21 protein-coding genes are annotated in these 23,029 nt (G+C 62.6%); 8 read left to right on the top strand and 13 right to left on the bottom strand.

Features of this window, described 5'->3' with window-relative positions:
* Positions 1-4: 4 nt before the first annotated feature.
* From J3456_RS14540 to J3456_RS14510, 7 genes are read left to right on the top strand one after another with little or no spacing between them, the layout of a single operon-like run.
* Positions 5-1,339, top strand: coding sequence for an aromatic ring-hydroxylating dioxygenase subunit alpha (locus J3456_RS14540; protein WP_349580855.1), 1,335 nt, complete (start codon positions 5-7; stop codon positions 1,337-1,339).
* On the top strand, positions 1,336-1,815 hold the full coding sequence (locus J3456_RS14535; RefSeq protein ID WP_349580854.1) for an aromatic-ring-hydroxylating dioxygenase subunit beta: 480 nt from the start codon (positions 1,336-1,338) through the stop codon (positions 1,813-1,815). Before J3456_RS14540 ends, J3456_RS14535 begins: the two co-directional genes overlap by 4 nt.
* Entirely contained in the window at positions 1,812-3,437 is a 1,626-nt protein-coding gene (locus tag J3456_RS14530) for an AMP-binding protein (protein WP_349580852.1), read from the top strand. Before J3456_RS14535 ends, J3456_RS14530 begins: the two co-directional genes overlap by 4 nt.
* Positions 3,434-4,603: a thiolase family protein gene (locus J3456_RS14525; RefSeq protein WP_349580851.1), complete on the top strand. Its 1,170-nt coding sequence runs from the start codon at positions 3,434-3,436 to the stop codon at positions 4,601-4,603. Before J3456_RS14530 ends, J3456_RS14525 begins: the two co-directional genes overlap by 4 nt.
* On the top strand, positions 4,600-5,847 hold the full coding sequence (locus J3456_RS14520) for an SDR family NAD(P)-dependent oxidoreductase (protein WP_349580850.1): 1,248 nt from the start codon (positions 4,600-4,602) through the stop codon (positions 5,845-5,847). Before J3456_RS14525 ends, J3456_RS14520 begins: the two co-directional genes overlap by 4 nt.
* Entirely contained in the window at positions 5,844-6,626 is a 783-nt protein-coding gene (locus J3456_RS14515) for a cyclase family protein (RefSeq protein ID WP_349580848.1), read from the top strand. The genes J3456_RS14520 and J3456_RS14515 overlap by 4 nt, the downstream gene beginning before the upstream one ends.
* Entirely contained in the window at positions 6,623-7,348 is a 726-nt protein-coding gene (locus J3456_RS14510; RefSeq protein WP_349580847.1) for an SDR family NAD(P)-dependent oxidoreductase, read from the top strand. The genes J3456_RS14515 and J3456_RS14510 overlap by 4 nt, the downstream gene beginning before the upstream one ends.
* A 9-nt stretch (positions 7,349-7,357) precedes the next feature.
* Here J3456_RS14510 and J3456_RS14505 read toward each other — a convergent pair whose 3' ends face one another.
* The gene (locus J3456_RS14505; RefSeq protein WP_349580846.1) at positions 7,358-8,230 is read right to left on the bottom strand and encodes an NAD(P)-dependent oxidoreductase; all 873 of its coding nucleotides are present in this window, start codon (positions 8,228-8,230) and stop codon (positions 7,358-7,360) included.
* Between the two features lie 180 nt (positions 8,231-8,410).
* Between J3456_RS14505 and J3456_RS14500 the strand changes: the two genes are divergently transcribed.
* Positions 8,411-9,907, top strand: coding sequence for an aldehyde dehydrogenase family protein (locus J3456_RS14500; protein WP_349580845.1), 1,497 nt, complete (start codon positions 8,411-8,413; stop codon positions 9,905-9,907).
* A gap of 49 nt (positions 9,908-9,956) precedes the next feature.
* On the opposite strand, the gene J3456_RS14495 is transcribed toward J3456_RS14500, so the two are convergent.
* The 12 genes from J3456_RS14495 to J3456_RS14440 all read right to left on the bottom strand — a co-directional run bounded on the left by J3456_RS14495 (position 9,957) and on the right by J3456_RS14440 (position 22,711).
* Positions 9,957-11,240 carry a TRAP transporter large permease gene (locus tag J3456_RS14495; RefSeq protein ID WP_349580844.1) on the bottom strand — a complete coding sequence of 428 codons (1,284 nt, stop codon included), beginning with the start codon at positions 11,238-11,240 and terminating at the stop codon, positions 9,957-9,959.
* A complete protein-coding gene (locus tag J3456_RS14490) occupies positions 11,233-11,751 on the bottom strand; it encodes a TRAP transporter small permease (RefSeq protein WP_349580843.1) in 519 nt (172 codons plus the stop codon). The genes J3456_RS14495 and J3456_RS14490 overlap by 8 nt, the downstream gene beginning before the upstream one ends.
* A gap of 67 nt (positions 11,752-11,818) precedes the next feature.
* Entirely contained in the window at positions 11,819-12,802 is a 984-nt protein-coding gene (locus J3456_RS14485) for a TRAP transporter substrate-binding protein (RefSeq protein WP_120352327.1), read from the bottom strand.
* Positions 12,803-12,993: 191 nt separating this feature from the next.
* Entirely contained in the window at positions 12,994-13,707 is a 714-nt protein-coding gene (locus J3456_RS14480) for a FadR/GntR family transcriptional regulator (RefSeq protein ID WP_349580842.1), read from the bottom strand.
* Positions 13,704-14,546: a sulfite exporter TauE/SafE family protein gene (locus tag J3456_RS14475; protein ID WP_317389132.1), complete on the bottom strand. Its 843-nt coding sequence runs from the start codon at positions 14,544-14,546 to the stop codon at positions 13,704-13,706. The genes J3456_RS14480 and J3456_RS14475 overlap by 4 nt, the downstream gene beginning before the upstream one ends.
* A 4-nt stretch (positions 14,547-14,550) precedes the next feature.
* Positions 14,551-15,312, bottom strand: a complete 762-nt coding sequence (locus J3456_RS14470) for a DUF1028 domain-containing protein (protein WP_349580841.1) — start codon at positions 15,310-15,312, stop codon at positions 14,551-14,553.
* A gap of 3 nt (positions 15,313-15,315) precedes the next feature.
* Positions 15,316-17,109: a gamma-glutamyltransferase family protein gene (locus J3456_RS14465; RefSeq protein WP_349580840.1), complete on the bottom strand. Its 1,794-nt coding sequence runs from the start codon at positions 17,107-17,109 to the stop codon at positions 15,316-15,318.
* 11 nt (positions 17,110-17,120) lie between these two features.
* On the bottom strand, positions 17,121-18,020 hold the full coding sequence (locus J3456_RS14460) for an ABC transporter permease (RefSeq protein WP_349580839.1): 900 nt from the start codon (positions 18,018-18,020) through the stop codon (positions 17,121-17,123).
* Positions 18,020-18,964, bottom strand: coding sequence for an ABC transporter permease (locus J3456_RS14455; RefSeq protein ID WP_067628831.1), 945 nt, complete (start codon positions 18,962-18,964; stop codon positions 18,020-18,022). Before J3456_RS14455 ends, J3456_RS14460 begins: the two co-directional genes overlap by 1 nt.
* 67 nt (positions 18,965-19,031) lie before the next feature.
* Positions 19,032-20,546: an ABC transporter substrate-binding protein gene (locus J3456_RS14450; RefSeq protein WP_349580838.1), complete on the bottom strand. Its 1,515-nt coding sequence runs from the start codon at positions 20,544-20,546 to the stop codon at positions 19,032-19,034.
* A 39-nt stretch (positions 20,547-20,585) separates the two neighbouring features.
* Positions 20,586-21,695 (bottom strand): ABC transporter ATP-binding protein, encoded by a 1,110-nt coding sequence (locus J3456_RS14445; RefSeq protein WP_349580837.1) that lies wholly within the window; start codon positions 21,693-21,695, stop codon positions 20,586-20,588.
* A complete protein-coding gene (locus tag J3456_RS14440) occupies positions 21,692-22,711 on the bottom strand; it encodes an ABC transporter ATP-binding protein (RefSeq protein ID WP_349580836.1) in 1,020 nt (339 codons plus the stop codon). The genes J3456_RS14445 and J3456_RS14440 overlap by 4 nt, the downstream gene beginning before the upstream one ends.
* Positions 22,712-23,029 lie beyond the last annotated feature (318 nt).

Genomic DNA, 23,029 nt, shown 5'->3' with positions numbered 1-23,029 from the left:
ACTCATGGGACGTTACGACAGCCCGGCGGCACTGGCCGCCCTCGTGCAGCCACATCAGGTGCACCGCGATATCTACACCAACCCAGAGGTGTTCCAGCAGGAGATGAAGCATCTTTTTGCTAATGCGTGGGTCTTTGTCGGCCATGAAAGTCAGACCCCGAACAAGGGCGACTATTTCAGCACCCACATCGGCACCCAGCCGGTCATTCAGGTACGTCATTCGACGGGCGACATCCATGTGCTGCTGAACCGCTGCCCGCACAAAGGCACCAAGATCGTGATCGACCGGCAGGGCAACACCGGCAAGTTCTTCCGCTGCCCTTACCATGCGTGGAGCTTCAAGACCAACGGCTGCCTCTTGGCGATTCCGCTCAAGAAGGGCTACCAAGATACCGGGCTGGAAGACACCGACAGCGGCAAGGGCATGCGCAGCGTTGGCGATGTGAAGAACTACCGTGGCTTCGTCTTCGCCCGGCTTGCCGACGAGGGGATGAGTTTCGAAGAGTTCTTCGGCGAGAGCCTGTCGTCACTCGACAACATGGTGGACCGCTCCCCCGCAGGACGGCTCGAAGTCGTCGGCCCGCCGCTGCGTTACATGCACCATTGCAACTGGAAGATGCTGGTCGAAAACCAGACCGACACCTGCCACCCGATGGTGGCCCATGAAAGCTCTGCCGGGACGGCGGTGAAACTCTACGAGGAACTGGACCTCCCCGAAGGCGCCCCCAAACCCCCCGCGATGGAGATCATCGCCCCCTTCATGTCGCCTTACGAATTTTTCGAAGGCATGGGCATCCGCACCTGGCCCAATGGCCACGGGCACACGGGCGTAAACCATTCGATCCACTCGGATTACGCCGCCATCCCCGGCTATTTCGAGGCGCTCTGCGAAAGCTATGGAGAGGAAAAAGCCAAGGCGATATTGGACGAAAACCGCCACAACACGGTCTATTTCCCCAACATCATGATCAAAGGCCCGATCCAGCAGCTGCGGGTTTTCATCCCCATCGCGGCGGACCGCACGGTGGTGGAAAGCTACATCTACCGCCTTGTCGACGCCCCGGATGAGCTGACCGCCCGCACCGCGATGTACAACCGCATGATTAACGCGCCTACCTCGATCGTCGGGCACGATGATCTGGAGATGTACGAACGCGCGCAGGAAGGGCTGATGGTCGATGGATTGGAATGGGTGAACATCCAACGCCTGATCGAAGAGGACGAGGATTTCGAGGTCGAAGCGGTCGAAAACGGCACCACCGAACGCCAGATGCGCAACCAATTCCACGCTTGGGTTAAGTTCATGACCATGGGCCAACCGGCGGAGGCTGCGGAATGAGCGTGACGCGCGAAACCCTGATCGACTTCATCTATGACGAAGTGCGCATGTTGGACGAGGGCCGCTATACCGAATGGCTGAACCTCTGGCTGGCGGACGGGCATTACTGGATGCCGCTGGACTATCAGCAGACCGATCCGATCAACGAAACGTCGTTGATGTATGAGGATATGTTCATGCTGAAACTGCGCGTCGAACGGCTTAACGGCGCGCGGACCTTTAGCCAGAAACCCAAAAGCCGGTGCCATCATGTGATCCAACGGCCCTTCGTGGATGAGATGGACACGGAAGCCGGGCGTTTCGTCACGACCACCTTCATGCACTACGTCGAGACGCGGCTGGACGAGCAGCAACTGCTCGCCCTCACCGCGCGGCATGAGTTGGCGCTGGTCGAGGGGCGGTTGCGCATTGCCAACAAACGGGTCGATATCGTCAATTGCGATGCGGCCTTTCGCAACATTCAGTTGCTGCCATGATCCCGCCAGAGATCGAAACGGTTTACGCGGCCTTTCAGGACACCGCCGCGCGGCATCCTAACCGCGCCTTTCTCAATGTCTTGCCAGAAACGGCGGAAATTTACGGCATCGCGGCGGGAGAGGTGAGCTATGCCGACGCCGCACGCGAGGTTGCGGCTTTGCGTGAGAACATCGCGGCGGCGGGCTACCTCCCCGGCCAGCGGGTCATGCTGCTGATGGAGAACCGCCCGGCGTTTTTCCTCTGGTGGCTGGCATTGAATGGGTTGGGCCTGTCGGTCGTGCCGGTGAACCCGGATCTGCGCGCGGCGGAGCTCAGCTATATGATCGACCACGCCGAGCCTGTTTTGGCCGTGGCGATCCCTTCACGCGGCGATGACCTGCGCGCGGCGGCGCGGCAGGCGGGGCGCGCCATGCCGGTGATTGCACCGGGCGATCCACTCCCATCGCCGGTCACGTTCACGGCCATCGCGGCGCGTAATGGCGGCGCGGAGGACGCGGAAGCCGCACTTCTCTACACCTCCGGCACCACGGGCCAGCCCAAAGGCTGCATCCTCACCAACACCTATTTCCTCGAGGCCGGTCGGTGGTACGCCGACACGGGTGGGCTCTGCGCCCTGTCGCAGGACGGCGAGCGCATGATTACGCCCCTGCCGATCTTCCACATGAACGCGATGGCCTATTCCTTTATGGCGATGATCGCCGTGGGCGGCTGCCTGACCGCGCTTGACCGGTTCCATCCGCGCAGCTGGTGGGCCTCGGTTCGGGCATCGGGGGCGACCTGCCTACACTACCTCGGCGTGATGCCGTCGATGCTGATGGGGGCCGACGAAGATGAAGCAGACCGCGATCACGCCCTGCGCTTCGGCTTCGGCGCGGGGGTCGACCCGAAACTCCACGCCGCGTTTGAGGCGCGCTTTGGCTTTCCGTTGGTGGAGGCTTGGGCCATGACCGAGACGGGCGCGGGCGCCGTGATCTGCGCCAACCGCGCACCTCGCAGGGTGGGCGAAAGCTGTCTTGGTGCCCCCGAGGGTGGGCTGGATGTGCGGCTGGTCGATGATGCCGGGCAAGACGCGGAACAGGGCGAACTGCTGGTGCGCCGCGCGGGCAGTGACCCCCGGCGCGGGTTTTTCGCGGGGTATTTTAAGAATCCCCAAGCCACCGATGAAGCATGGCAAGGCGGTTGGTTCCACACCGGAGACATCGTGCGCCGCGCGCCGGATGGGGCGATGTTCTTTGTCGACCGCAAGAAAAACGTGATCCGTCGCTCTGGTGAAAACATCGCGGCGGTTGAGGTGGAATCGACTCTGATGCGCCACCCCGCCGTGGCCAGCGCCGCCGTGGCCGCTGTGCCCGACGCAGTGCGCGGAGATGAGGTTTTTGCCTGTATCGTTGCCAAAGACAGCGCCGCCGATCCTGCCGCGCTGGCGCAAGAGATCACCCAATGGTGCCTCACCCAACTTGCCTATTACAAAGCCCCCGGCTTCATCGCCTTTGTCGAGGCGCTGCCCCTGACCGCGACCCAAAAACTGCAACGCGCGGTGCTGAAAACGCTGGCCGCCGACCTGCTCGCCGACCCCGCCACGCAAGACATGCGCGGGATGAAGAAACGGACAGCGGCATGAGGCGTCATGGCTATGACGGTGTGGTGCTCGCGGCACCTACCTCGGTTCCCTACGCGCGCTACAGCAACGAAACCGCGCATTGGTGGATCGCCCGCGCCCTGCGCGAGATGTTGGGCCAAGCGGGGATTGCTCCGGCGGAGTTGGACGGTTTTTCGGTTTCCAGCTTCTCGCTCGCCCCCGACACGCCGGTCGGGCTGACCCAACATCTGGGGCTTTCCCCGCGCTGGCTTGATACCGTGCCCACGGGTGGGGCCAGCGGGGTGATCGCGCTGCGCCGTGCGGCACGGGCGGTGCAATCGGGTGACGTGGATGTGGTCGCCTGCGTGGCGGGGGACGCGAACCGAATCGACAGTTTCCGCACCCTGCTCAGCGGATTTTCCCGCTTTTCGATGGATGCCACCTTCCCTTATGGGTTCGGCGGCCCAAACGCCAGTTTCGCGCTGCTGATGGACCGCTACATGCAAGAATTCAGCGCCACGCGCGAGGATTTCGGCCATATTGCGGTGTCACAACGCGTAAATGCGTTAAATTATCCTACGGCTTTGATGAAGACGCCGCTAACTTTGGCGCAGTATTTAGACGCCCGGATGATCTCAGACCCCATCGCGCTTTTTGACTGCGTGATGCCCTGCGCCGGGGCCGAGGCGTTCTTGGTCATGCGCGAGGAAGAGGCCCTGCGCCGCGATCTGCCCTTCGCCCGGATCAGCGGCACAATCGAGCGGCACAACGCCTATCCCGAGGACCCGATCCAACTGCGCGGCGGCTGGGGCGTGGATATTGGGGAGCTCTACGACATGGCGGGCCATGGGCCGGAAGGTGTCGACCTGTTGCAGACCTATGACGACTACCCGGTGATCTCGATGATGCAATTCGAAGACCTTGGCTTTTGCGCCAAGGGCGAGGGGGCCGCGTTCGTCCGGGCGCGTGATCTGACGATCTCGGGCGACTTCCCGCACAACACCTCGGGTGGGCAATTGTCGGTGGGCCAAGCGGGGGCCGCGGGTGGTTATCTGGGGCTGGTCGAAGCGATCCGGCAAGTGACAGGGCAGGCCGAAGGCACACAGGTGGCGAACGCCCGGCGGGCGCTGGTCTCGGGTTTTGGCATGATCAATTATGATCGGGGCGTCTGTTCTGCGGCGGCGATCATCGAAGGGGGCGGGGCATGACCGAACCATTGATGCCGCCGCAAAAGAAGAACCCGCAAAAGCGCAGCACGGTGCCGACCCTGCCACCTGCCCAACGCTCCCGCGCGGCGCTTGGGCTCGCGATTGCTGCGGGGCGGGGGCAGTTTGCGCTGCAACACTGCACCGACTGCGGGGCGGTGCAATATCCCCCGCGCGATGCCTGCTGCAGATGCCTGTCGGTGGCGCTTGATTGGCGCGAGACTGATCCGACAGGCGAGGTGCTGGCCGAAACGACGATCCGGGTCTCGCCCGACCCCTACTTCCGCGAGCGTCTGCCGTGGCGGATCGGCACGGTGCAACTCGCCGTCGGGCCGGTGGCGGTGTGCCATCTACACGGCGAAGTCGGGCGTGGCGATCACGTTCGTCTGGCGCTCAAGTTGGACAGGGCCGGGCAGGGGGTCATGGTGGCCCTGCCGCGAGAGGAAAGCGAATTTATGCAAGACGATCCGATGCTGCGCGCAATGTCGAGCGACCCGAAACACCGGCGGGTGCTGATCACCGATGCACGATCGCCGCTGGCCCTGCCGCTAACCCAAGCGCTTTTGAAAGCTGGTGCGGCGCAGGTCTTTCTGGGTGAGCCGGAGCATTGGCGGCGGTGGGAAGGGCGCGCGGGGTTCGACGGGATGGAGAACGTCAGCCTCATGCCGCTCGACGTGACCGATACCGCCTCGGTCTCGCGCCTCGCGGCAGAGATCGGTGGCAAGGTCGATATCCTGATCAACACGGCACAGTTCATCCGCCCCGGCGGGGTGTTGGGCAATGATACGATCTTTGCCCGCGAGGGGATGGAGACCAATGTGCTGGGCCTGATGCGACTGGCGCAGGGCTTTGGCCCGGCGATGGCATCGCGCACGGCGGATGGTGTGAATTCGGCAGTGGCTTGGGTGAACATCCTGTCGGCGGGGGCCTTGGCGCCCGAGGCAGGGTTTGGCGGGTTCGATGCCTCGCAGGCAGCGGCGCGGTCGCTCAGCCAGACGCTGCGGGCGGAATTTGCCGGGTCCGGCCTGCGGGTGATGAATGTCTACACCGGCCCGGTAGACGATGAATGGCACCAGCCTTTGCCGCCGCCCAAAGTCTCCCCCCGCGCGCTGGCGCGGACGGTGGTGAGTGGCTTGATCGACGGACTGGAAGAGGTTGCCTGCGGTGATGTGGCCAAAGATGCTATGGCCCGCTGGCTGGACGATCCGGCGCTGATGGAACGCGAGATGCGGGGGAGCGGCGCATGAGCGATGCAATCACAGCACTGGCCGATGCGCTGGCAAGCGGCGCGGCACGGGTCGTCGATCTGACACACCGGCTTGATCCTGATTTTCCCGTCATCGTGCTGCCGCCCGAGTTCGGCCAATGCGCGCGGTTCCGTATGGAGGAAGTCTCGGCCTATGACCATCGCGGCCCGGCGTGGAAGTGGCATAACCTCACGCTGAACGAGCACACCGGCACCCATTTCGACGCGCCGATCCACTGGGTCTCGGGCAAGGACGTGGCAAATGGCGCGGTGGATGAAATCCCGGCAGAGGCCTTCATCGGCCCGGTGGTTGTGATCGACTGCTCCGAGGGGGCAGGGCAGGACGATGATTTTGAACTGACCCCCGAAATCATCCACGATTGGGAAGCCAAACACGGCACGATCCCGGCAGACGTCTGGGTTCTGATGCGCACCGACTGGTCGAAGCGCAGCGGCGCGGATTACCTTAACATGCGCGAAGACGGTGCCCATTCGCCCGGCCCCACACCCGCCGCGATCGCCCTTCTGTTGGAGCGCGGTATTCGCGGCTTTGGCACCGAAACCGTCGGCACCGATGCGGGGCAAGGGATGCACTACGATCCGCCCTTTCCGGCGCATTACCTGCTGCATGGGGCGGGAAAATACGGGCTGCAATGTCTGTGCAACCTCGACCAACTGCCGCCCACCGGGGCCATGCTGATCGCACCGCCGCTCAAGATCAAAGGCGGCACCGGCAGCCCCCTACGGGTGCTGGCGCTGATACCGGGAGAGAGACCATGAGCGAGTACACCGCCGTCATCACCGGGGGCAGCAAGGGCATCGGTGCCGATCTGGCGCAGCGACTGTTGGAGCGCGGCTATCGGGTGATCTCAATCGCGCGGGGCAGGCCGGAATGGGAGGCGGAAGGATGTGAGCATATCGAAGCCGACCTGCTCGATCCCGCCTCTGTCGCTGCCGTGGCCGCCGACATCGCCGCGCGCTATGATGTGACGCATCTGGTGCATAACGCCGGGTTGATCTGGCCCAATCTGATCGAGGAGGCCAAGCCCGAAGACATCACCGGCCTCGCGCAACTGCACCTCGGTTCGGCCCTGACGCTGCTGCAAGCCTTCTTGCCCGCCATGAAAGAACGCGGCTTTGGCCGGGTGATGTTCAACGCCTCCCGCGCCGCCTTAGGCGCCCCGACGCGCACGGCTTATTCGGCGTCCAAGGCCGGGATGATCGGCATGGCGCGCACATGGGCGCTGGAGCTTGCACCGTATGGGATCACCGTCAACGTCGTGGCCCCCGGCCCGGTGCAGACCGACAATTTCTGGGGCATCATCCCGAAAGAAAGCGAACGCGAAGCGGACCTTGCCAAACGCATCCCTGTAGGCCGGTTGGGGCAAGTCGAGGACGTGACCAATGCCTTCCTGTTCTTCTGCGATCCAGCCAATAGCTTCGTCACCGGCCAGACGCTTTTCGTCTGTGGCGGGTCGAGCATCGGGACTCTGACGCTCTGACGCCGATCCTTAGACCTTGCGGAAATGCTGCACCAGTTCAGGGACATAGGCGTCGCCCGCGCCCTTTTCGACGACCTTGGACAAGGCACGATAGACCCCATCGGCAATCTCAACCTGCGCGCCTGCTTGGGCGGACATTTGGCGGTAATAGTCGAAATCCTTCAGCGCGTTGCTGATCGCAAAGGGCAGCGCCTCGCGGTCGCCGCTTACGATGAAGCGCGACAGCCGGTCAAGCGCGACGCTGGCACCGCCGCCATTTGCAAGCACATCCACGAAACTCTGCGGATCAATGCCCGCATCTGCCGACTGCGCGGCGGCCTCGGCGAGCAGCGACATGAATCCAACTGAGACATAGTTGTGCAGCAATTTCAAACGGTGGCCTGCGCTGACCTCCCCCACATGTTTGACCTCTTCAGTGAAGGAGGCGAGCACCGGAGAGACCTTCTCAACCACTGCGGCCTCACCGCCAACCAGCAGGTTCAACTTCCCCTCATGGGCGAATTGCGCGGTGCGGGTCATTGGCGCGTCAACGAATTCGCCCCCCGCCGCTTTGACCGCCTCGGCCATCCTCAGCGTCGAGGCGGGCAGGGAGGTAGAGCAATCGACCACAACCGCACCGGGCTTCAGCCCGGCAATCACGCCGCCTTCGCCAGTCAGAATCCCTTCGACCTGCGGGGAGCCGGTCACGCAGAGGATGATCACATCCGACGCGCCAGCAAGATCGCTGAGGCTGTCATAGGCCGTGGCCCCCAGCCCGTCCAGCTCATCGGTCGGCTGGTTGCCAGGGTGGTCGAAATAGCCAAGCGCAAAACCCCCGCGCCGCATCACGTTGCGCGCAATTCCGTGGCCCATCAGGCCGACACCGATCATACCGATTTTCATGGGTTTTCCCTCGCTTGCCACCGCCGCTCCTGCGCGCGGTTCCCTTGGGGAAAGGTCTACCCCGTCGCCCGCCACGGCGCAACGCGGGCGGGGCGGATTTTCTCGGCGAAACAGGGCTTTGTATATTTGAAACCGACACCGCGCTTGATAGGAATGGCGCATTGATTGCATGAGGCTGATATGACTTTGACCATCGACCCCCACCAGATTGCCCAAGACCTCTATCACGGGCAGTTCTGCCCGATGTTTATCGACGGCAAGGATGTGCCCGCCCGCTCGGGTGAGGTGCTGAATGTGGTCGATCCCGCTTCGGGTCGGGCGCTGGCGGCGGTGCCGCGTGGCGGGGCCGATGATGTCGATGCCGCCGTCGCCGCCGCGCGCCGGGCCTTTGAGGGGAAGTGGTCGAAATTCACGCCCTATGACCGGCAAGAGGTGCTTTTGCGCATTGCCGATGTGATGGAGCGCGATTGGGAAAAGCTCTGTGTGTCGGACACCGCCGACATGGGGCTGCCGCTGGCGCGGACCATGGGCAACAAGCGCCGGGTGATCGGAATGCTGCGTTTCTATGCGGGGCAAGCGGTCGCGTTGCATGGCGATGTGATCGAGAACTCGGTCTCGCAATCGATGTTCTCTTTCACAATGCGCGAGCCGGTCGGTGTAGTAGGGGCGATTATCCCTTGGAACGCCCCGACCGCCGCCTCGATCTGGAAAATCGCCCCTGCCTTGGCGACGGGCTGCACCGTGGTATTGAAACCCTCCGAAGATGCGCCGCTGACGCCCTTGATGATCGCGAAGTTGATGCAAGAGGCAGGCGTGCCCGATGGGGTGGTCAACGTGGTCACCGGCACGGGCCGCGAAGCCGGCGCGCGTCTGGCCGAACATGAGGATGTGAACAAAGTGGTCTTCACCGGTTCGACAGCCACGGGCAAGACCATCGCCCGCGCTGGCGTTGAGAACCTCAAGCGGATCACGTTGGAGTTGGGTGGGAAATCCCCGCTAATCATCTGCAAGGACGCGGATATCGACAAGGCGGTGCCTGTCGCGGCGATGGCGGTCTACGCGCATTCGGGGCAAATCTGCATCGCAGGCTCGCGGCTGTTCGTGGCGCGGGAAATTCAGGATGAGTTCATCGAGAAACTGGCCGCCTTCGCACGGGGGCTGAAGATCGGGCATGGGCTGGATGAGGGCACGGACCTCGGCCCGCTGATTAACCGCGTGCAGGCTGAAAAGGTCGAGGGCTATATCGCTGCGGGCAAAGCCGAAGGCGCGCGGCTGGTCACCGGCGGCGCACGCCCCGAGGGGGAGAGCTATGCCGGCGGCAATTTCCTTGAGCCGGTGATCTTTGCCGATGTGACCGACGACATGACCATCGCGCGGGAAGAGATTTTCGGGCCCGTGATCTCGGTCCTGCCCTTCGACACGATGGAAGAGGTGATCGCGCGGGCCAATGCCACGCCCTACGGGCTGGCGGCGGGCATCTTTACCCGCGATCTAAGCACGGCGCACCGCACGGTGAAACGGCTGAAGGCGGGCTCGGTCTGGGTGAACATGTATCACGCGATCGATCCGGCGGTGCCGTTCGGCGGGCTCAAGATGTCGGGCTATGGCAAGGAAGGCGGCGTGGAGCACCTGCAGGCGTATTTGGATACCAAGGCGGTTTGGATTCAGACCGAGTAGGGAAACGCGAACGGCAGTGCCGCCCGGACTGATGCCGGGCGGTAAACTGTTAAAAACCGCTGACCTTCGGCAGCCATGTCGAAATTGCAGGCACAAAGGTCAGCAGCATCAACACGACAAAATTCGCCAGAAAGAACGGCGGCATCTCACGGATCAGCGCCGCAGGGCGCAGGTTCACCGCCGATGACACCACGAAAATCAGGCTCCCCACTGGCGGGGTCGTCAGGCCGAGCGTCAGGTTCACAATGACCACAATCGCAAAATGATCCGGCGCGATGCCAAGCGCATGGCTGATCGGAGCCAAGATCGGCACCAAGATCATCACGCCCGGCAGCGGGTCCATGAACAGGCCAAAAAGCAGCAGCAGCACGTTAACCGCCAAGAGAAACAGGATCGGCGACAGCTCCCATTCGATGATCGTCTCGGCCAGAAATTGCGGCACGCCTTCGATCACCAGAACCCACGCAAAGGCCCGCGCAGCGCCAAGGATCAAAAGCACCGCCGAAGAGATCAGCGCGGCGCGCAGGATCAGCCCCGGCAGGTCACGCAAGCGCAGCGCGCGGTAGACGAAAAATCCGCAGAAGAGGGCATAGAACACCGCGATGACCGACGCTTCGGTGGGCGTGAAAATACCGCCCCGGATGCCGCCGACGATCAGCACGATCAGCCCAAGTGCTGGCAGCGCCATAAAGGTATTGCGCCACATCTGCGCCCGCTCGGGGCGTGCATCTGCGCTGCGATAGTCGCGTTTCCAACTGACCCACCCGTTGGCGGCAAGACTGCCACAGGCCAGCAAAAGCCCCGGAATGACACCGGCCATAAACAGCGACCCGACCGAGACTTCCTGATCCTGCAGCGCATAGATGATCATCACGATCGACGGCGGAATGATCGGCCCCACCACCGCCGAGGAAATCGTCAGCGCCCCCGCATAGGAACGGTCATAGCCGCCTTTTTCCATCATGCGGATCATCATCGCCCCCGGCCCCGCCGCATCGGCCAAGGCCGAGCCTGAAATGCCCGCGAACATGGTGGAGGAGATCACATTGGCATAGCCCAGCCCCCCGCGCAGATGGCCTACGAACTGCGCCGCAAAGCGGAGCAATGTGTGGGTGATCGCGCCCCCGGTCATGATCTCGGCGGCGAGGATGAAGAAGGGCACAGCCAAAAGCGGGAAGCTGTCGAGGCCGGAAAACATCTCTTTGACAACGACGATCTGCGGATAGGAACTGCCCAAGCCAATTGCCGCAAAAACCGAAATCGCCATGGCAAAGGCAACGGGCAGGCCCAGCACCATCAGCACGAAAAGCGAGATAAAGAGGATCTCAGCCATTGGCGGCTCCCGGCATGTTTTCGGTTTGGCCATCGGGCTGATGGTAGTGGCCCGCCATGATGAAAGGCCGCGCGATCAGCAGCAGATGCACGATCAACAGCGTGAACCCAACGGGCATGGCAGCATAGACATAGCGAAACGACAACCGCATTGCGGGGGTCATCTGGTACTGCGCGCGCTGCATATAGTCCCAGCCGACTTTGACCATGAAGCCGAAAAAGAACAATAGAATCAGAACAATGACCCCGCGCAGGATACGCTGTATCCGGGTGCTCATCAGGTCATGCAGATTGGTGATCGCCACGTGACCACCCTGCCGCAACGCCAACCCGGCCCCGAGAAAGGCCATCCAGATCATCAGGTAACGGGCGGATTCATCGGACCACGACAGCGAATGGTTGGTGCTGAACCGCAAAGCGACATTGGCCCCCACGACCAAGACCATCCCCGTCAGACAGGCGATCACCACTGCGGCGTTCACCTTGACGAATAGCTGTTCCAATCTGCGCATGGTTTCCCCTCCCGTGCAAAACGGCCGGAAGCGCTGCTCCCGGCCGTCTGTTCTTGCGTCGCGGCGCTTACTCGGTCGCGGCGATCTGGTCGATTAGCTCTTTGCCGTAGGTCTCATAGTAGCCTTCGTACGCGCTCTCGATCGAGGCGCGGAAGGTGGCTTTTTGCTCTTCGGTCAGCTCGTTGACTTCCATGCCGCGCTCTTTCAGCGTCTCGACGCCGCTCTGTTCGACATCATCAACGAAACCACGCATGGCGGCGACAGCCTCGGTCGCGCCCTTCTCAAAGGCGGCTTTGTCTTCGTCAGACAGACCTTCCCAGAAGGGTTTGGAGACCAGCAGCATGGCGGGCGAATAGACGTGGCCCGACAGCGTCAGGTATTTCTGCACTTCGTCGAGCTTCACCGACACGATCACCGACAGCGGGTTTTCCTGCCCGTCGATGGTGCCTTGCTGCAGCGAGCTGATGACCTCGGGCCATGCCATCGGGGTGGGGGCAGCACCGGCGGCGTTGAAGGCATCAAGGTGCACCGGGTTTTCCATGGTGCGCAGCTTCATGCCGGCGATGTCTTCTGGGGTCTCGATCGCGTTGCGGTTGTTGGTGATGTGGCGGAAACCCTGCTCACCCCAAGCCAGCGCCACCATGCCCGCGCCGTCGAACTCGGCCAGAATGTCTTGGCCGATGGGGCCGTCGAGCACGCGGCGGGCGTGATCAAGGCTGCGGAACAGGAAGGGGATGTCGGTCACACCGGTGGCGGGGACGAAGTTGCTGAGCGTGCCGGTGGAGACGATGGTCGCCTCGACGGTGCCAAGCTGCAGGCCTTCGACCACTTCACGCTCACCGCCCAAGCCGGAAGAGGGGAAATGGCGAAAGCTGAACTTGCCGTCGGTTTCGGCTTCGACGACTTCTTGCCACTTCTGCGCCGCGACGCCGTAGTGGCTGTCGGGGGCGAGGGCGTAGCCGATTTTCACTTCGGTCTGCGCGCTCAGTGCTCCCCCGGTGAGCGCGGCCAAAGTGGCGATAATTGCCGTGGGCTTGGTGATTTTGAACATTTTGTATCCTCCAGCGATCTTATTAACAAGGTCAGGAAAACTGCTAGCGCTGGACGCTCAAAATGGCAATGGGGTGAGGGCGCTTTGTGGACAATGAATCCACAGCGTTTTGAGGGTGGTTCCGATCGTGATACGATCCGACACGATGCTACAACCTTTGACCACTTCAGCAGTGCTCAGGACTGACCCAGCTAGAGATCGAGCTCGATCTTGCGCACCCGATCACGGAGCAGGGTTTTGGATACGGTCAGCAAATGCTGTTCCATCGCCGCGGCCGCACCGAGCGTATCGCGCCGGGCGATGGCGTCGTTCAGGGTCATGTGTTGTTCGCCAAGTATCTGTAACGTCTCAGGCGCGTGATAGGTGCGGCGCCGCGAGGTCCAAGCCACTTCGCGGCGCACCGCGCGGATGGATTCGTAAACCGTGAGGAACAGCGGGTTCCGGGCCATCTCGGCGATCTTGTAGTGGAACATGTCATCCGCTGCCTCATAGGCATCGGGATCACTGAGGTTCAGCGTGGCGCGCATCAACTGATCCAGCCGCTCGATCTCTTGCGGGCGGGCGCGGTCGGCGGCGAGGGCGGCAAGGGCGGGCTCGACCTCAAGCCGGACTTCCATGACATCGCTTGGCGTGACCTGCCGGGCGAGTTGGCGCAGGCTGTCGGCATTGGTGGCAGGCGGCGGCGTGGCGAATGTACCTTGGCCGTGGCGGCGGTAGATCGTGCCATCTTCTTGCAGCAGGCCAAGCGCCAGCCGCAGCCGCGCGCGGCTCACGCCGAAATGCTCGGCCAATGCCCGTTCGGGCGGCATCCGCCCTTCGTTCAGGATATCCCCTTGCCGGATCGCTCTGCGCAGCCGCTCGGCCAATTCATCTTCACTTGGGGCGGTCTGGGGGGGCTGTGTCATGAGTTGGAAAACGCTTCAAATAAATCAATGAACATACGCAATGACGTTACCATCAGGAAAATTCCAAAGGCAAACCGAAGCGCCCTTCGGGGGATGCTATGGGCCAATTTCACGCCCACATGGGCAAAGCTGCTGGTCAGCGGAATGATGATGGCCGCAGCGGCAAGGTTCACATAGCCAAGCGAGAAGGGCGGCAGCCCTTCGGCGCCGAGGCCCGTCAGCGCATAGACCACCGCGCCGGGCAGCCCGATGATAAAGCCGATTGCGGCAGAGGTGCCGACCGCGCGGCGGATGTCATAGCCCAGAAAATTCAGCAGCGGCACGCCAATGGTCCCACCCCCGATGCCCATCATCGCCGACAGCCCGCCGGTCACGACACCCAGCACCGCCCAGATCGGCTTGGCAAAGCCGCGCGGGGTGGGGTCGTCTTTGGTCTTGCGAAAGATCATATCGAGGGCAACGAGCGCCGCGACGGTGGCAAAAACGCCGACAAGGATCAGCCCCGAGACGTAGCCTCCCAAAAGCGCGCCGATGACAACGCCAACCAAAAGCGACGGCGCCCAGAGTTTCAGCAGGTCCATATCAATCGCGCCGCGTTTGAAGTGGCCATAGCCCGAAGACAGCGAGGTAAAGACGATGGTTGCCAGCGAGGTGCCAACGGCCACCTGCATGGTAATCGCCGGGTCCATCCCCGCCGTCGACAGGGCCAGATAGAGCGCAGGCACAATCACAATACCGCCGCCAACACCCAGCAGACCCGCAAGGATACCGCCAAAAATACCGGCGGTCACCGCAATGGCGAGGAGGGGCAGAAGCTGGCCAAAATCGAGCGCGTTCATCGGGTTAATCTTTCTTTGTCTCTAAATCAGTCGCCAGTGATCGGCTGGGTTTGCGCGCGGCGCGGCGCGCCTCTTCGGCCCGCGCAATCGCGGCATCAATCGGCCCGCGGTCCGAGGTGCCTGAGAAATTGTCGAGGCTCGGCATCGCTTCGGCCACATGCAGGTAGCGCTCTCCTGCGACCTCAAGCAGCCGGTCGAGCTCGCTGAGCGGATCGCCGTGATCGTCGACCCGAAGGTCAAGATAGGCGTGGTCCTGTCCGCGGTGGATCACCAATCCTGCCGCCTGGCGGCCCCGCTTGTCGCCGCCCGCCTCTTCGCCTGCGCGCATGGCGGCGAGCAGGCGTTCGGCCATCGGCAAATCACTGCGGGCGGCATAGGTTTCAAACGTGGCCTCCACCACCTCCGGCCCGGTCAGCATATTGCCTGCGACGGAATGCATGTCGCCTACGCGGTGTCCGGCCCAATCGACACAACCAGCGCCAGTGTGCGCGGCGAAATTTCCCTTAGCGTCGAGCATGTGACATTGTCTGATATCGCGCCCCGCGTCGCGTGCAGCGAATTCCTTTAGCAGTGCGTCGGCAGGGTCACCGCTTTCCAGCATGCGCCGGCCTTCGGTCCCCCAGAGCGGGTTAACGAAAGCCTGCGTCGCCACGGCGACACGGCGACCGATGTAGGGCACGGCGGCCCCGCACGCGAAAAAGCGGCTGGCAACGGCGATGCCGATCTCATGGCTTTCGGGGTCACGGGCGATGATGGAATAGGTCATGGGTCAACGTCCTACGGCATAGGCCTGCATGAGGCGGGGGGTCGCGGCGGCCTGAAGGCTGCCATCGGGATTGCGCAGCGCGGCGGTCATCCGCCCCACCGACCACGGCTCGGCCACGGTGACGATATGGCCCCGCGCGCGCAGCGCGTCGATCACCGCAGCGCCAACATTGGGTTCGATCATCATCTCACCGGGCAGGGCTTGGCGGGGAAAGAAGCTGCTTTGAAAATGCATGGTATGGAACAGCGGCGCGTCCATGCCTTCTTGCAGGTCGATCCCGTGATGCACGAAACGCAGGAACCAGATCAATTGCCATTGGTCCTGCTGGTCGCCACCCGGCGTGCCAAAGACCAGTTGCCGCCCGTCCGAATGCTCGGCAAAGGAGGGGGTCAATGTGGTGCGTGGCCGACGCCCGGGGGCAAGCGACGTGGGCAAGCCCCGCTCAAGCCAGAACATCTGCGCGCGGGAGTTCAGCGGAAAGCCAAGCCCCGGCACCACCGGATTGCTCTGCAGCCACCCGCCCGAAGGCGTGGCCGAGACCATATTGCCCCAACGGTCGATCACATCCAAATGCACGGTATCGCCGCGTTTTTCGGTCAGATGCGCCATCGTCGGCTCTTGCGGGGCGGCATTCTGAACGCCGAAATCACGGGCAGCGCGTTCGATATAACGCTCGGCCAGATGCTCCAGCCCCGCGATAATGCCGGGGCGTTGCTCTAGCGAAGCCTTCCCGTTGACCAGTTTCGCGCGTTCCGCGTTATATGCGTCAGAGAGCAGCTCTTCCATCGGGATGATGCTCTGTTCTGGGTCGCCGTAATAGGCCTCGCGATCGGCATAGGCGAGTTTCATCGCCTCGATCACCGTATGAGTAAAGGAGGCGCCCATCGGGTCCATTGCGGCAAGATCGAAATGTTTAAGGATAGCGAGGGCCTGCAGGAACACCGGCCCCTGCGACCAGGCGTGGGTCTTATGCACCGTCCAGCCGTGATACTCATAAGTGAGCGTGTCTTCGTAGCTGGCCTGCCATTTGGCCATGTCTTGGCGCGCCAAGAGGGCGCTGTTCTTTTGCTCTGACACGTCATGCACGCAGGCGTCTTCGAGGTAGTCGAAAATTGCATCGGCCACGAACCCTTCGGACCAGATTTTCCGCGCGGCCTCGATTTGTGTTTCGCGGTCCTCGCCTGCGGCCTCGGCTTCGCTTACCAACCGTTCATAGGTGGCGGCCAGATCGGGGTTTTTGAAGTTGGCATTGGGCTCTGGCGCTTCGCCGCCCGGCGTCCAGACGGCGGCGGAGGTGGGCCATTCGGCGGCGAAATATTCGGCCAACCCCTTGATGGTGTTCGACACGCGCGGCAGCACCGGATGGCCATCGCGGGCATAGTCGATCGCGGGCTGCATCACCTCGCGCAGGCCCATGGCGCCATGGTCGCGCAGCATCAGCATCCAGCCGTCAAAGGCACCGGGCACCACTGTCGACAAAAGCCCCGAGCCGGGGATCAGCCTCAGCCCGAGTTCCTCGAAATGCTCCAGCTTAGCGGCGGCGGGGCTGACCCCTTGGGCGCAAACGACCTTGGTCGCCTTCTTCTCCGCGTCGTGAAAGATGATCGGCAGATCGCCCGCAGGGCCGTTCAAATGCGGCTCGACCACCTGCAAGACAAAGCCCGCAGCCACGGCGGCGTCAAACGCATTGCCGCCTTTTTCGAGGATGCCAAAACCCACGGTCGAAGCGATCCAATGGGTCGAGGTGGTGACACCGAAGGAGCCGCGGATTTCAGGACGGGTGGTAAAGGGGGTCATGTCGTCTCCGGTCAGTGTTCGCGCGGGTCCAGCGCATCGCGCAGACCATCGCCAAGAAGGTTAAAGCCGAGCACGACCATGAAGATCGCAATGCCGGGCCAAAGCGCCATCCATGGCGCTTGGTTGAGGAAGTTCTTGGCCGTGTTCAGCATCGAGCCCCAAGAGGGGGCGGGCGGCTGCTGGCCGAGGCCAAGGAATGAGAGCGAGGCTTCGGCGATGATCGCGGTGGCGACGGTCAGCGTGGCCTGCACCAGCACGGGCGGCAGGACGTTGGGAAAGATGTAGCGGCGCAGGATGCGCGGGGTCGACAGGCCGATGGCCCGCGCGCTTTCGACGTAATCTTCGGCGGCGACGCTGAGCACCTGACCACGGGTGAGGCGGATAAAGATCGGCGTGGCCGAGATGCCGATGGCGATCATCGCGTTGGTCAGGCTCGGCCCGAGGAAGGCGGCGAGCGCGATGGCAAGGATCAGGAAAGGCGCGGCCAACAGCGCCTCGGTGCAGCGCGAAATTATCGCATCGGTCCAGCCGCCGAAATACCCGGCAATGATGCCCAGAGGGACGCCAAGTCCAAGCGCGATGGCGACCGAAACGACCCCCGCCAGCAAGGACGCTTGAGCCCCCCAGATCAGCCGCGATAGCACATCGCGGCCCAGCTCATCGGTGCCGAACCAATGCGCGGCGGACGGCCCTTTGCGCACGGCGCCCCAATCGGTGGCGGCAGGGTCGGGGATGGGCAGCAACGGGGCCAGCACAGCGATGGCGCAGAAGAAAACCACCAGCACCCCGCCCAACATGGCGCTGCGGTGGTGGCGGAATTTCTTCCAGACCCGGTTTTCAGGGCGGGCCGAGAGGACCGGATCAGCGGCGCTTTCGGCGTCGATGGTGATGGGGGTGGCAGGTTGGGCCATTATTGCTTCCTCAGGCGGGGGTTCAGCAGCACATAGGCGACATCGGCCAGCAGGTTCATGAAGATAAAGCCGACAGCGGTAACGAGGACGATCCCCTGCACCACGGCGTAATCGCGGTTGAACACCGCATCGACCACAAGCTTGCCAAAGCCGGGGATGGTGAAAATCTGTTCGGTCAGCACCGCGCCCGCGATAAGTTCGCCAAACAAGAGCGCAGTCAGGGTAACGATGGGCGTCAGCGCGTTGCGAAAGGCGTGTTTGAGGATAACCTTCCGCTCGACCAGACCCTTGGCGCGGGCGGTGCGGACGTAGTCACTGCTCAGCACGCTCAGCATGGCCGACCGCGTGTGGCGCATTAGCGTGGCGGCAAGCGCCGTTCCTAGCACAAACGCCGGCATGATCATCACGGTGATGGAGCGGATGGGGTCTTCGCTCAGGGGCACATAGCCCGAAGCGGGCAGCAGTTTCCATTTTACCGAAACCAACAGGATCAGCATGATCCCCAGCCAAAAGTTCGGGATCGACAGGCCCGAGAGCGCCACCACGTTGGCCACATAATCGGTCACGGTGCCCTTCTTAACGGCCGAAAAGATGCCCGCAGGCACGCCGATCAGCAGGGCAAAGATCATCGCCATCGTCGCCAGTTGGATCGTGACGGGCAGCTTTTCCCCGATCAGTTCAAGCACCGGCTGGTTGGTACGCAGCGAAATGCCCAAGTCCCCCGTCAGCGCGTTGCCGATCCAAGTGAAATATTGCACCGGTATTGGGTCATTCAGGCGGTATTTCTCGCGCAGGAATTCCAGCACCTGCGGGTCGCGTTCTTCGCCGGCCATGGCCAGCACCGGATCGCCCGGCAGCAGCTTTTGCAAGGTGAAGACAAAGACCGAGATCAGGATGATCGTCGGGATCGCGATCACCAGACGGCGCAGGATGAAGGACAGCATGTTGAAACGTCTCGCTCAGGGGAGGGGCACCGCCGGGACCGGCCCGGCGGTGCGGTTGGAGAAGGTTTTAACCTTCTTCTTTTTTCATACCTTCAAGGCGGATCATGCCATCAGGATAGGGGGTGAAGCCGGAGATGTCGGAGTCCAGCGCCCAGATCCATGTCTGGTGGTAGAGGTACACGATGGGCATCTCGTCGTTCAGGATGGCCCGCGCGGCGGTATAGCTTTCACGGCGCACGTCCTGATCGTTGGACTTGCGCGCCTTGTCGAGCAGTTCATCCACTTCCGAGTTTGAGTATTTGGAATCGTTGATGCCGCCCTCGGTGGTCATGAACTGGTGGATGTTGCCATCGGGGTCCACGCGACCGGACCAGCCGATCTGGCTCGCCTGATAGTCACCCGCCGATTGGTCGGCCAGCAGCGTTGCGAATTCCTTGGAGGTAATCGAGATGTTGATCCCCGCCTCAGCCGCCATGGATTGCACGACCTGCATCAGTTGCAGCGGGATCGTGGTGTTCGGCACCTGCACCTCAAGGTCGATCCCATCGGCAAAGCCTGCTTCGGCCAGCAGTTCCTTGGCCTTTTCTACGTCACGCTCGGGCACGGGGAAGTCGGTGCTGTACCAAGGCGAGTTCGGCGGGAAGGGCTGGTTGCCCGCGGCGAAGGCGCCGTTGAACACCACCTGATTGATCGCTTCACGGTCCACCGCATAGCTCAACGCCTGACGCAGACGTTTGTCATTGCCCCAAGGGTTGTCGCCCTTTTCGCCATTGGCGACATTGATGGTGATGCCTTGATAGCCCAGCGACACGGCGCTTTCGACCTTGATGCCGTCGTCACCCTCGGCCTGCGCCAGATCGGTTGCGGCGAGGCGCTCCAGCATATCGATGTCGCCCGATTGCAGGTTGGCCAGACGCACGGTGGTGTCGGGGATCGGCAGGTAGGTGACGGTGTCGAAGTGGTATTTGTCGGCGTTGTAATAGTCGGCGAATTTCTCCAGCACGATGCGGTCTTGGGCCACGCGCTCTTTGAACTGGTAGGGGCCGGAGCAGACCGGATTCAGGCCAAAGTCATCGCCCGCCGCTTCGGCAGCGGTGGGGGAAACCATCATGCCCGCGCGGTCGGCGAACTGCGCCATCAGCGTGGCGTCGGCGTCGGCCAGATCAAAGCGGATTTCATGGCTGCCCAGTACTTCGACACCGGTGATGGAGGAAAGCTCGGACTTGCGGCGCGAGGTCTCAAGGTTCTGGCTGCGGTCGATGTTGGCGGCCACGGCCTCGGCGTCAATCGGCGTGCCGTCATGGAACACCGCATCATCGCGCAGCTTCATGGTCAGTTGCTTGCCATCCTCAGAAAAGGACCACTCGGTCGCCAGCTGGGGGATGATTTCCAGATCAGGTGTGATGTCCACCAGCTTGTCGCAAAGCGAGGTATAGACGATCCGCCCCACAAAGGTGCGCGACTGGTCGGGGTCCAGCACATCGGCGTCAGATTGCAGCGCGATGCGCAGGTCAGCCGCCTGAGCGCCGAGGGTCGTGGCCCCCAGCAGCGCGGCGGCGAGGGTCATTTTGGTCAGTTTCATATCGAACTCTCCTGTCGTTTCATTAAGTCTGTTAGCCTGTTATTCTTGGTCTTGGCGGGGGCGGAGCGTTGTCCGATCCTGCATGGCGTCTTGGTAAAGCGCAAAGCGCGCAGCTGCGCCCGGGGCACGTTCGGGCGCATCGGCAAGCCCGAGGTCCGGCGTGGCGGCGGCTATCTCTTCGAAAAAGTGGCAGGCGGCGATATGACCGTCGCCTGCATCGGTTTCGCGTAAGGCAGGCGGCTCACTCGCGCAGCGGTCTTTGGCATAGGGGCAACGGGTGTGGAACCGGCAACCCGAGGGCGGGTTGGCCGGGCTGGGCATCTCGCCCTCAAGCGCGGTTTGCGGCGTGCGCGCACCATGGGCGGCAACCGGAATGGCCGAAAGGAGCGCCCGGGTATAGGGGTGGCGCGGATGGTTGTAGACCGTATCGACATCGCCCTGTTCGACGATCTGCCCCAGATACATTACCGCCACACGGTCGCTCATATGGCGGATCACAGCGAGGTCATGGGCGATGATCACCAGCGTGAGCCCCAACTCATCGCGCAGATCGCCCAGCAGGTTGATCACCTGCGCCTGTACCGACACATCAAGGGCCGAGACAGGCTCATCCCCGATCACCAGCTTCGGGGCCGAGGCCAGCGCGCGGGCGATCCCGATCCGTTGGCGCTGGCCGCCCGAAAATTCATGCGGGTAGCGTTCGGCGTGCTCGGGGCGCAGGCCGACTTTGGCCAGTAGTTCCGCCACTTTGCCGCGCCGCTCAGAGGCGGACATTTTTGAGAAATGCGTCTCTAGGGGTTCGCCGACTAGCTTGCCGACGCTCATGCGCGGGTTCAGCGACGAAAAGGGATCCTGAAAGATGAACTGCATGTCGCGGCGCAGCGCGGTTAGGTCGCGCCCGGCGAGGCCGCGCACATCGCTGCCGTCAAACTGCACATCGCCCTCGGTCGGGGTCAGCAGGCGCATGAGCAGCCGCGCGAGGGTGGATTTGCCGCAGCCGGATTCACCAACAATGGCAAAGGTCTCTCCGCGGCGCACGTCGAAGGAGACGCCGTCGACCGCCTTGACCGTGGCCCCTTTCGCCAAGCCGCCGCCCGAGGTTTTGAAGTGTTTCTTTAGCCCGCGCGCGGTCAGGATTGTGTCGGTCATGCGCTCTGCTCCAGATGGGTCTCTAGCGGGGCGAAATGGCAGGCGACGGCGTGGCCACCTTCCAGGGGCGCAAGCGGCGGCTCATTGGCGCAGATGGGCTGGGCGAAAGGGCAGCGCGTGGCAAAACGGCAGCCTTCGGGCATGTTCTGCGTCGTCGGCACCATGCCCGGCACGGTGGCCAAACGCCCGCGCGGGCCGCTTAGCTGCGGGATCGAGGACATGAGGCCAATCGTGTAGGGGTGCTGCGGGTCGTTGAATATACGCTCAGCCGGGCCGGTCTCGACAATCGTGCCCGCGTACATGACGGCCACGGTATCGGCGATTTCGGCCACGACGCCGAGGTCGTGGGTGATCATGATCGTGCCCATGTCGGTCTCGGCCTGAAGGTCGCGGATCAATTCTAAAATCTGCGCCTGAATGGTCACGTCAAGCGCGGTTGTAGGCTCATCCGCGATCAGCAGCGCGGGGTCATTCACCAGCGCCATGGCAATCATCACCCGTTGGCGCATCCCGCCCGAGAGTTGATGCGGATAATCGCGCATCCGCTTTTCCGCTGCCGGAATGCCGACCCGCTTGAGGATCGCCAGGGCCTTTTCCTCGGCCTCGGATTTGCTGGCGGTGCTATGGGCAAGCACGGCTTCGGTGATCTGGTCGCCAATGCGGAACGCGGGGTTAAGCGAGGTCATCGGCTCTTGGAAGATCATGGTCATCCGACTGCCGCGCAATTTGCGCATGGCGGTGTGATCGGCAAGGTCGAGCTTTTGCCCTTCGAAGACCATCTCGCCCGATCTGATCGTCGCAGCGCCTTCGGGCAGCAGCCCCATCATCGCCAAAGAGGTCACGCTTTTGCCGCACCCACTTTCCCCGACAACGCAGAGCGTCTTGCCCGGGTGAACCGAAAAATTCACGTGGTTGATCTGGTCACTTGGCGCGCCGCGAAAGCGCAGGCTGAAGTCGCGCACTTCGAGCAAAACCTTGTCTGGGTCGGTGTTGAGGCCGATGTCAGGGCTGGGCAATGGACCGCTTTCTTGAACCAATATAAGATTGGTCGAGTATGCGGTTGCAAGTTTCTCGCTGTCAATCCGGCGATTTTAATTTTTGGGAAAGCCTTTTTCGGTCAATCTGTTGCGACGGATATTGCCTGCCGTATCTACGGCGATGCTTGATTTTTGAGCGGTTTGCGAAGGCCTGTTGGGGGCTTGATTGGCAAGGACGGCGTTTGGGGAGATTGCGGACGGTATTTAAGAAAGGATGAATTGAAGGGGGCGGGCGCGCATTCGGTAGGGCTGCGCTATTGTAGGGCGGTCGATTTGTTGCTTTATCGAGGGGGAGCC

The organism is Sulfitobacter sp. NFXS29 (assembly GCF_040148765.1).
Classification (GTDB): Bacteria; Pseudomonadota; Alphaproteobacteria; order Rhodobacterales; family Rhodobacteraceae; genus Sulfitobacter.
This window is presented reverse-complemented; position numbering and strand designations above follow the sequence as displayed.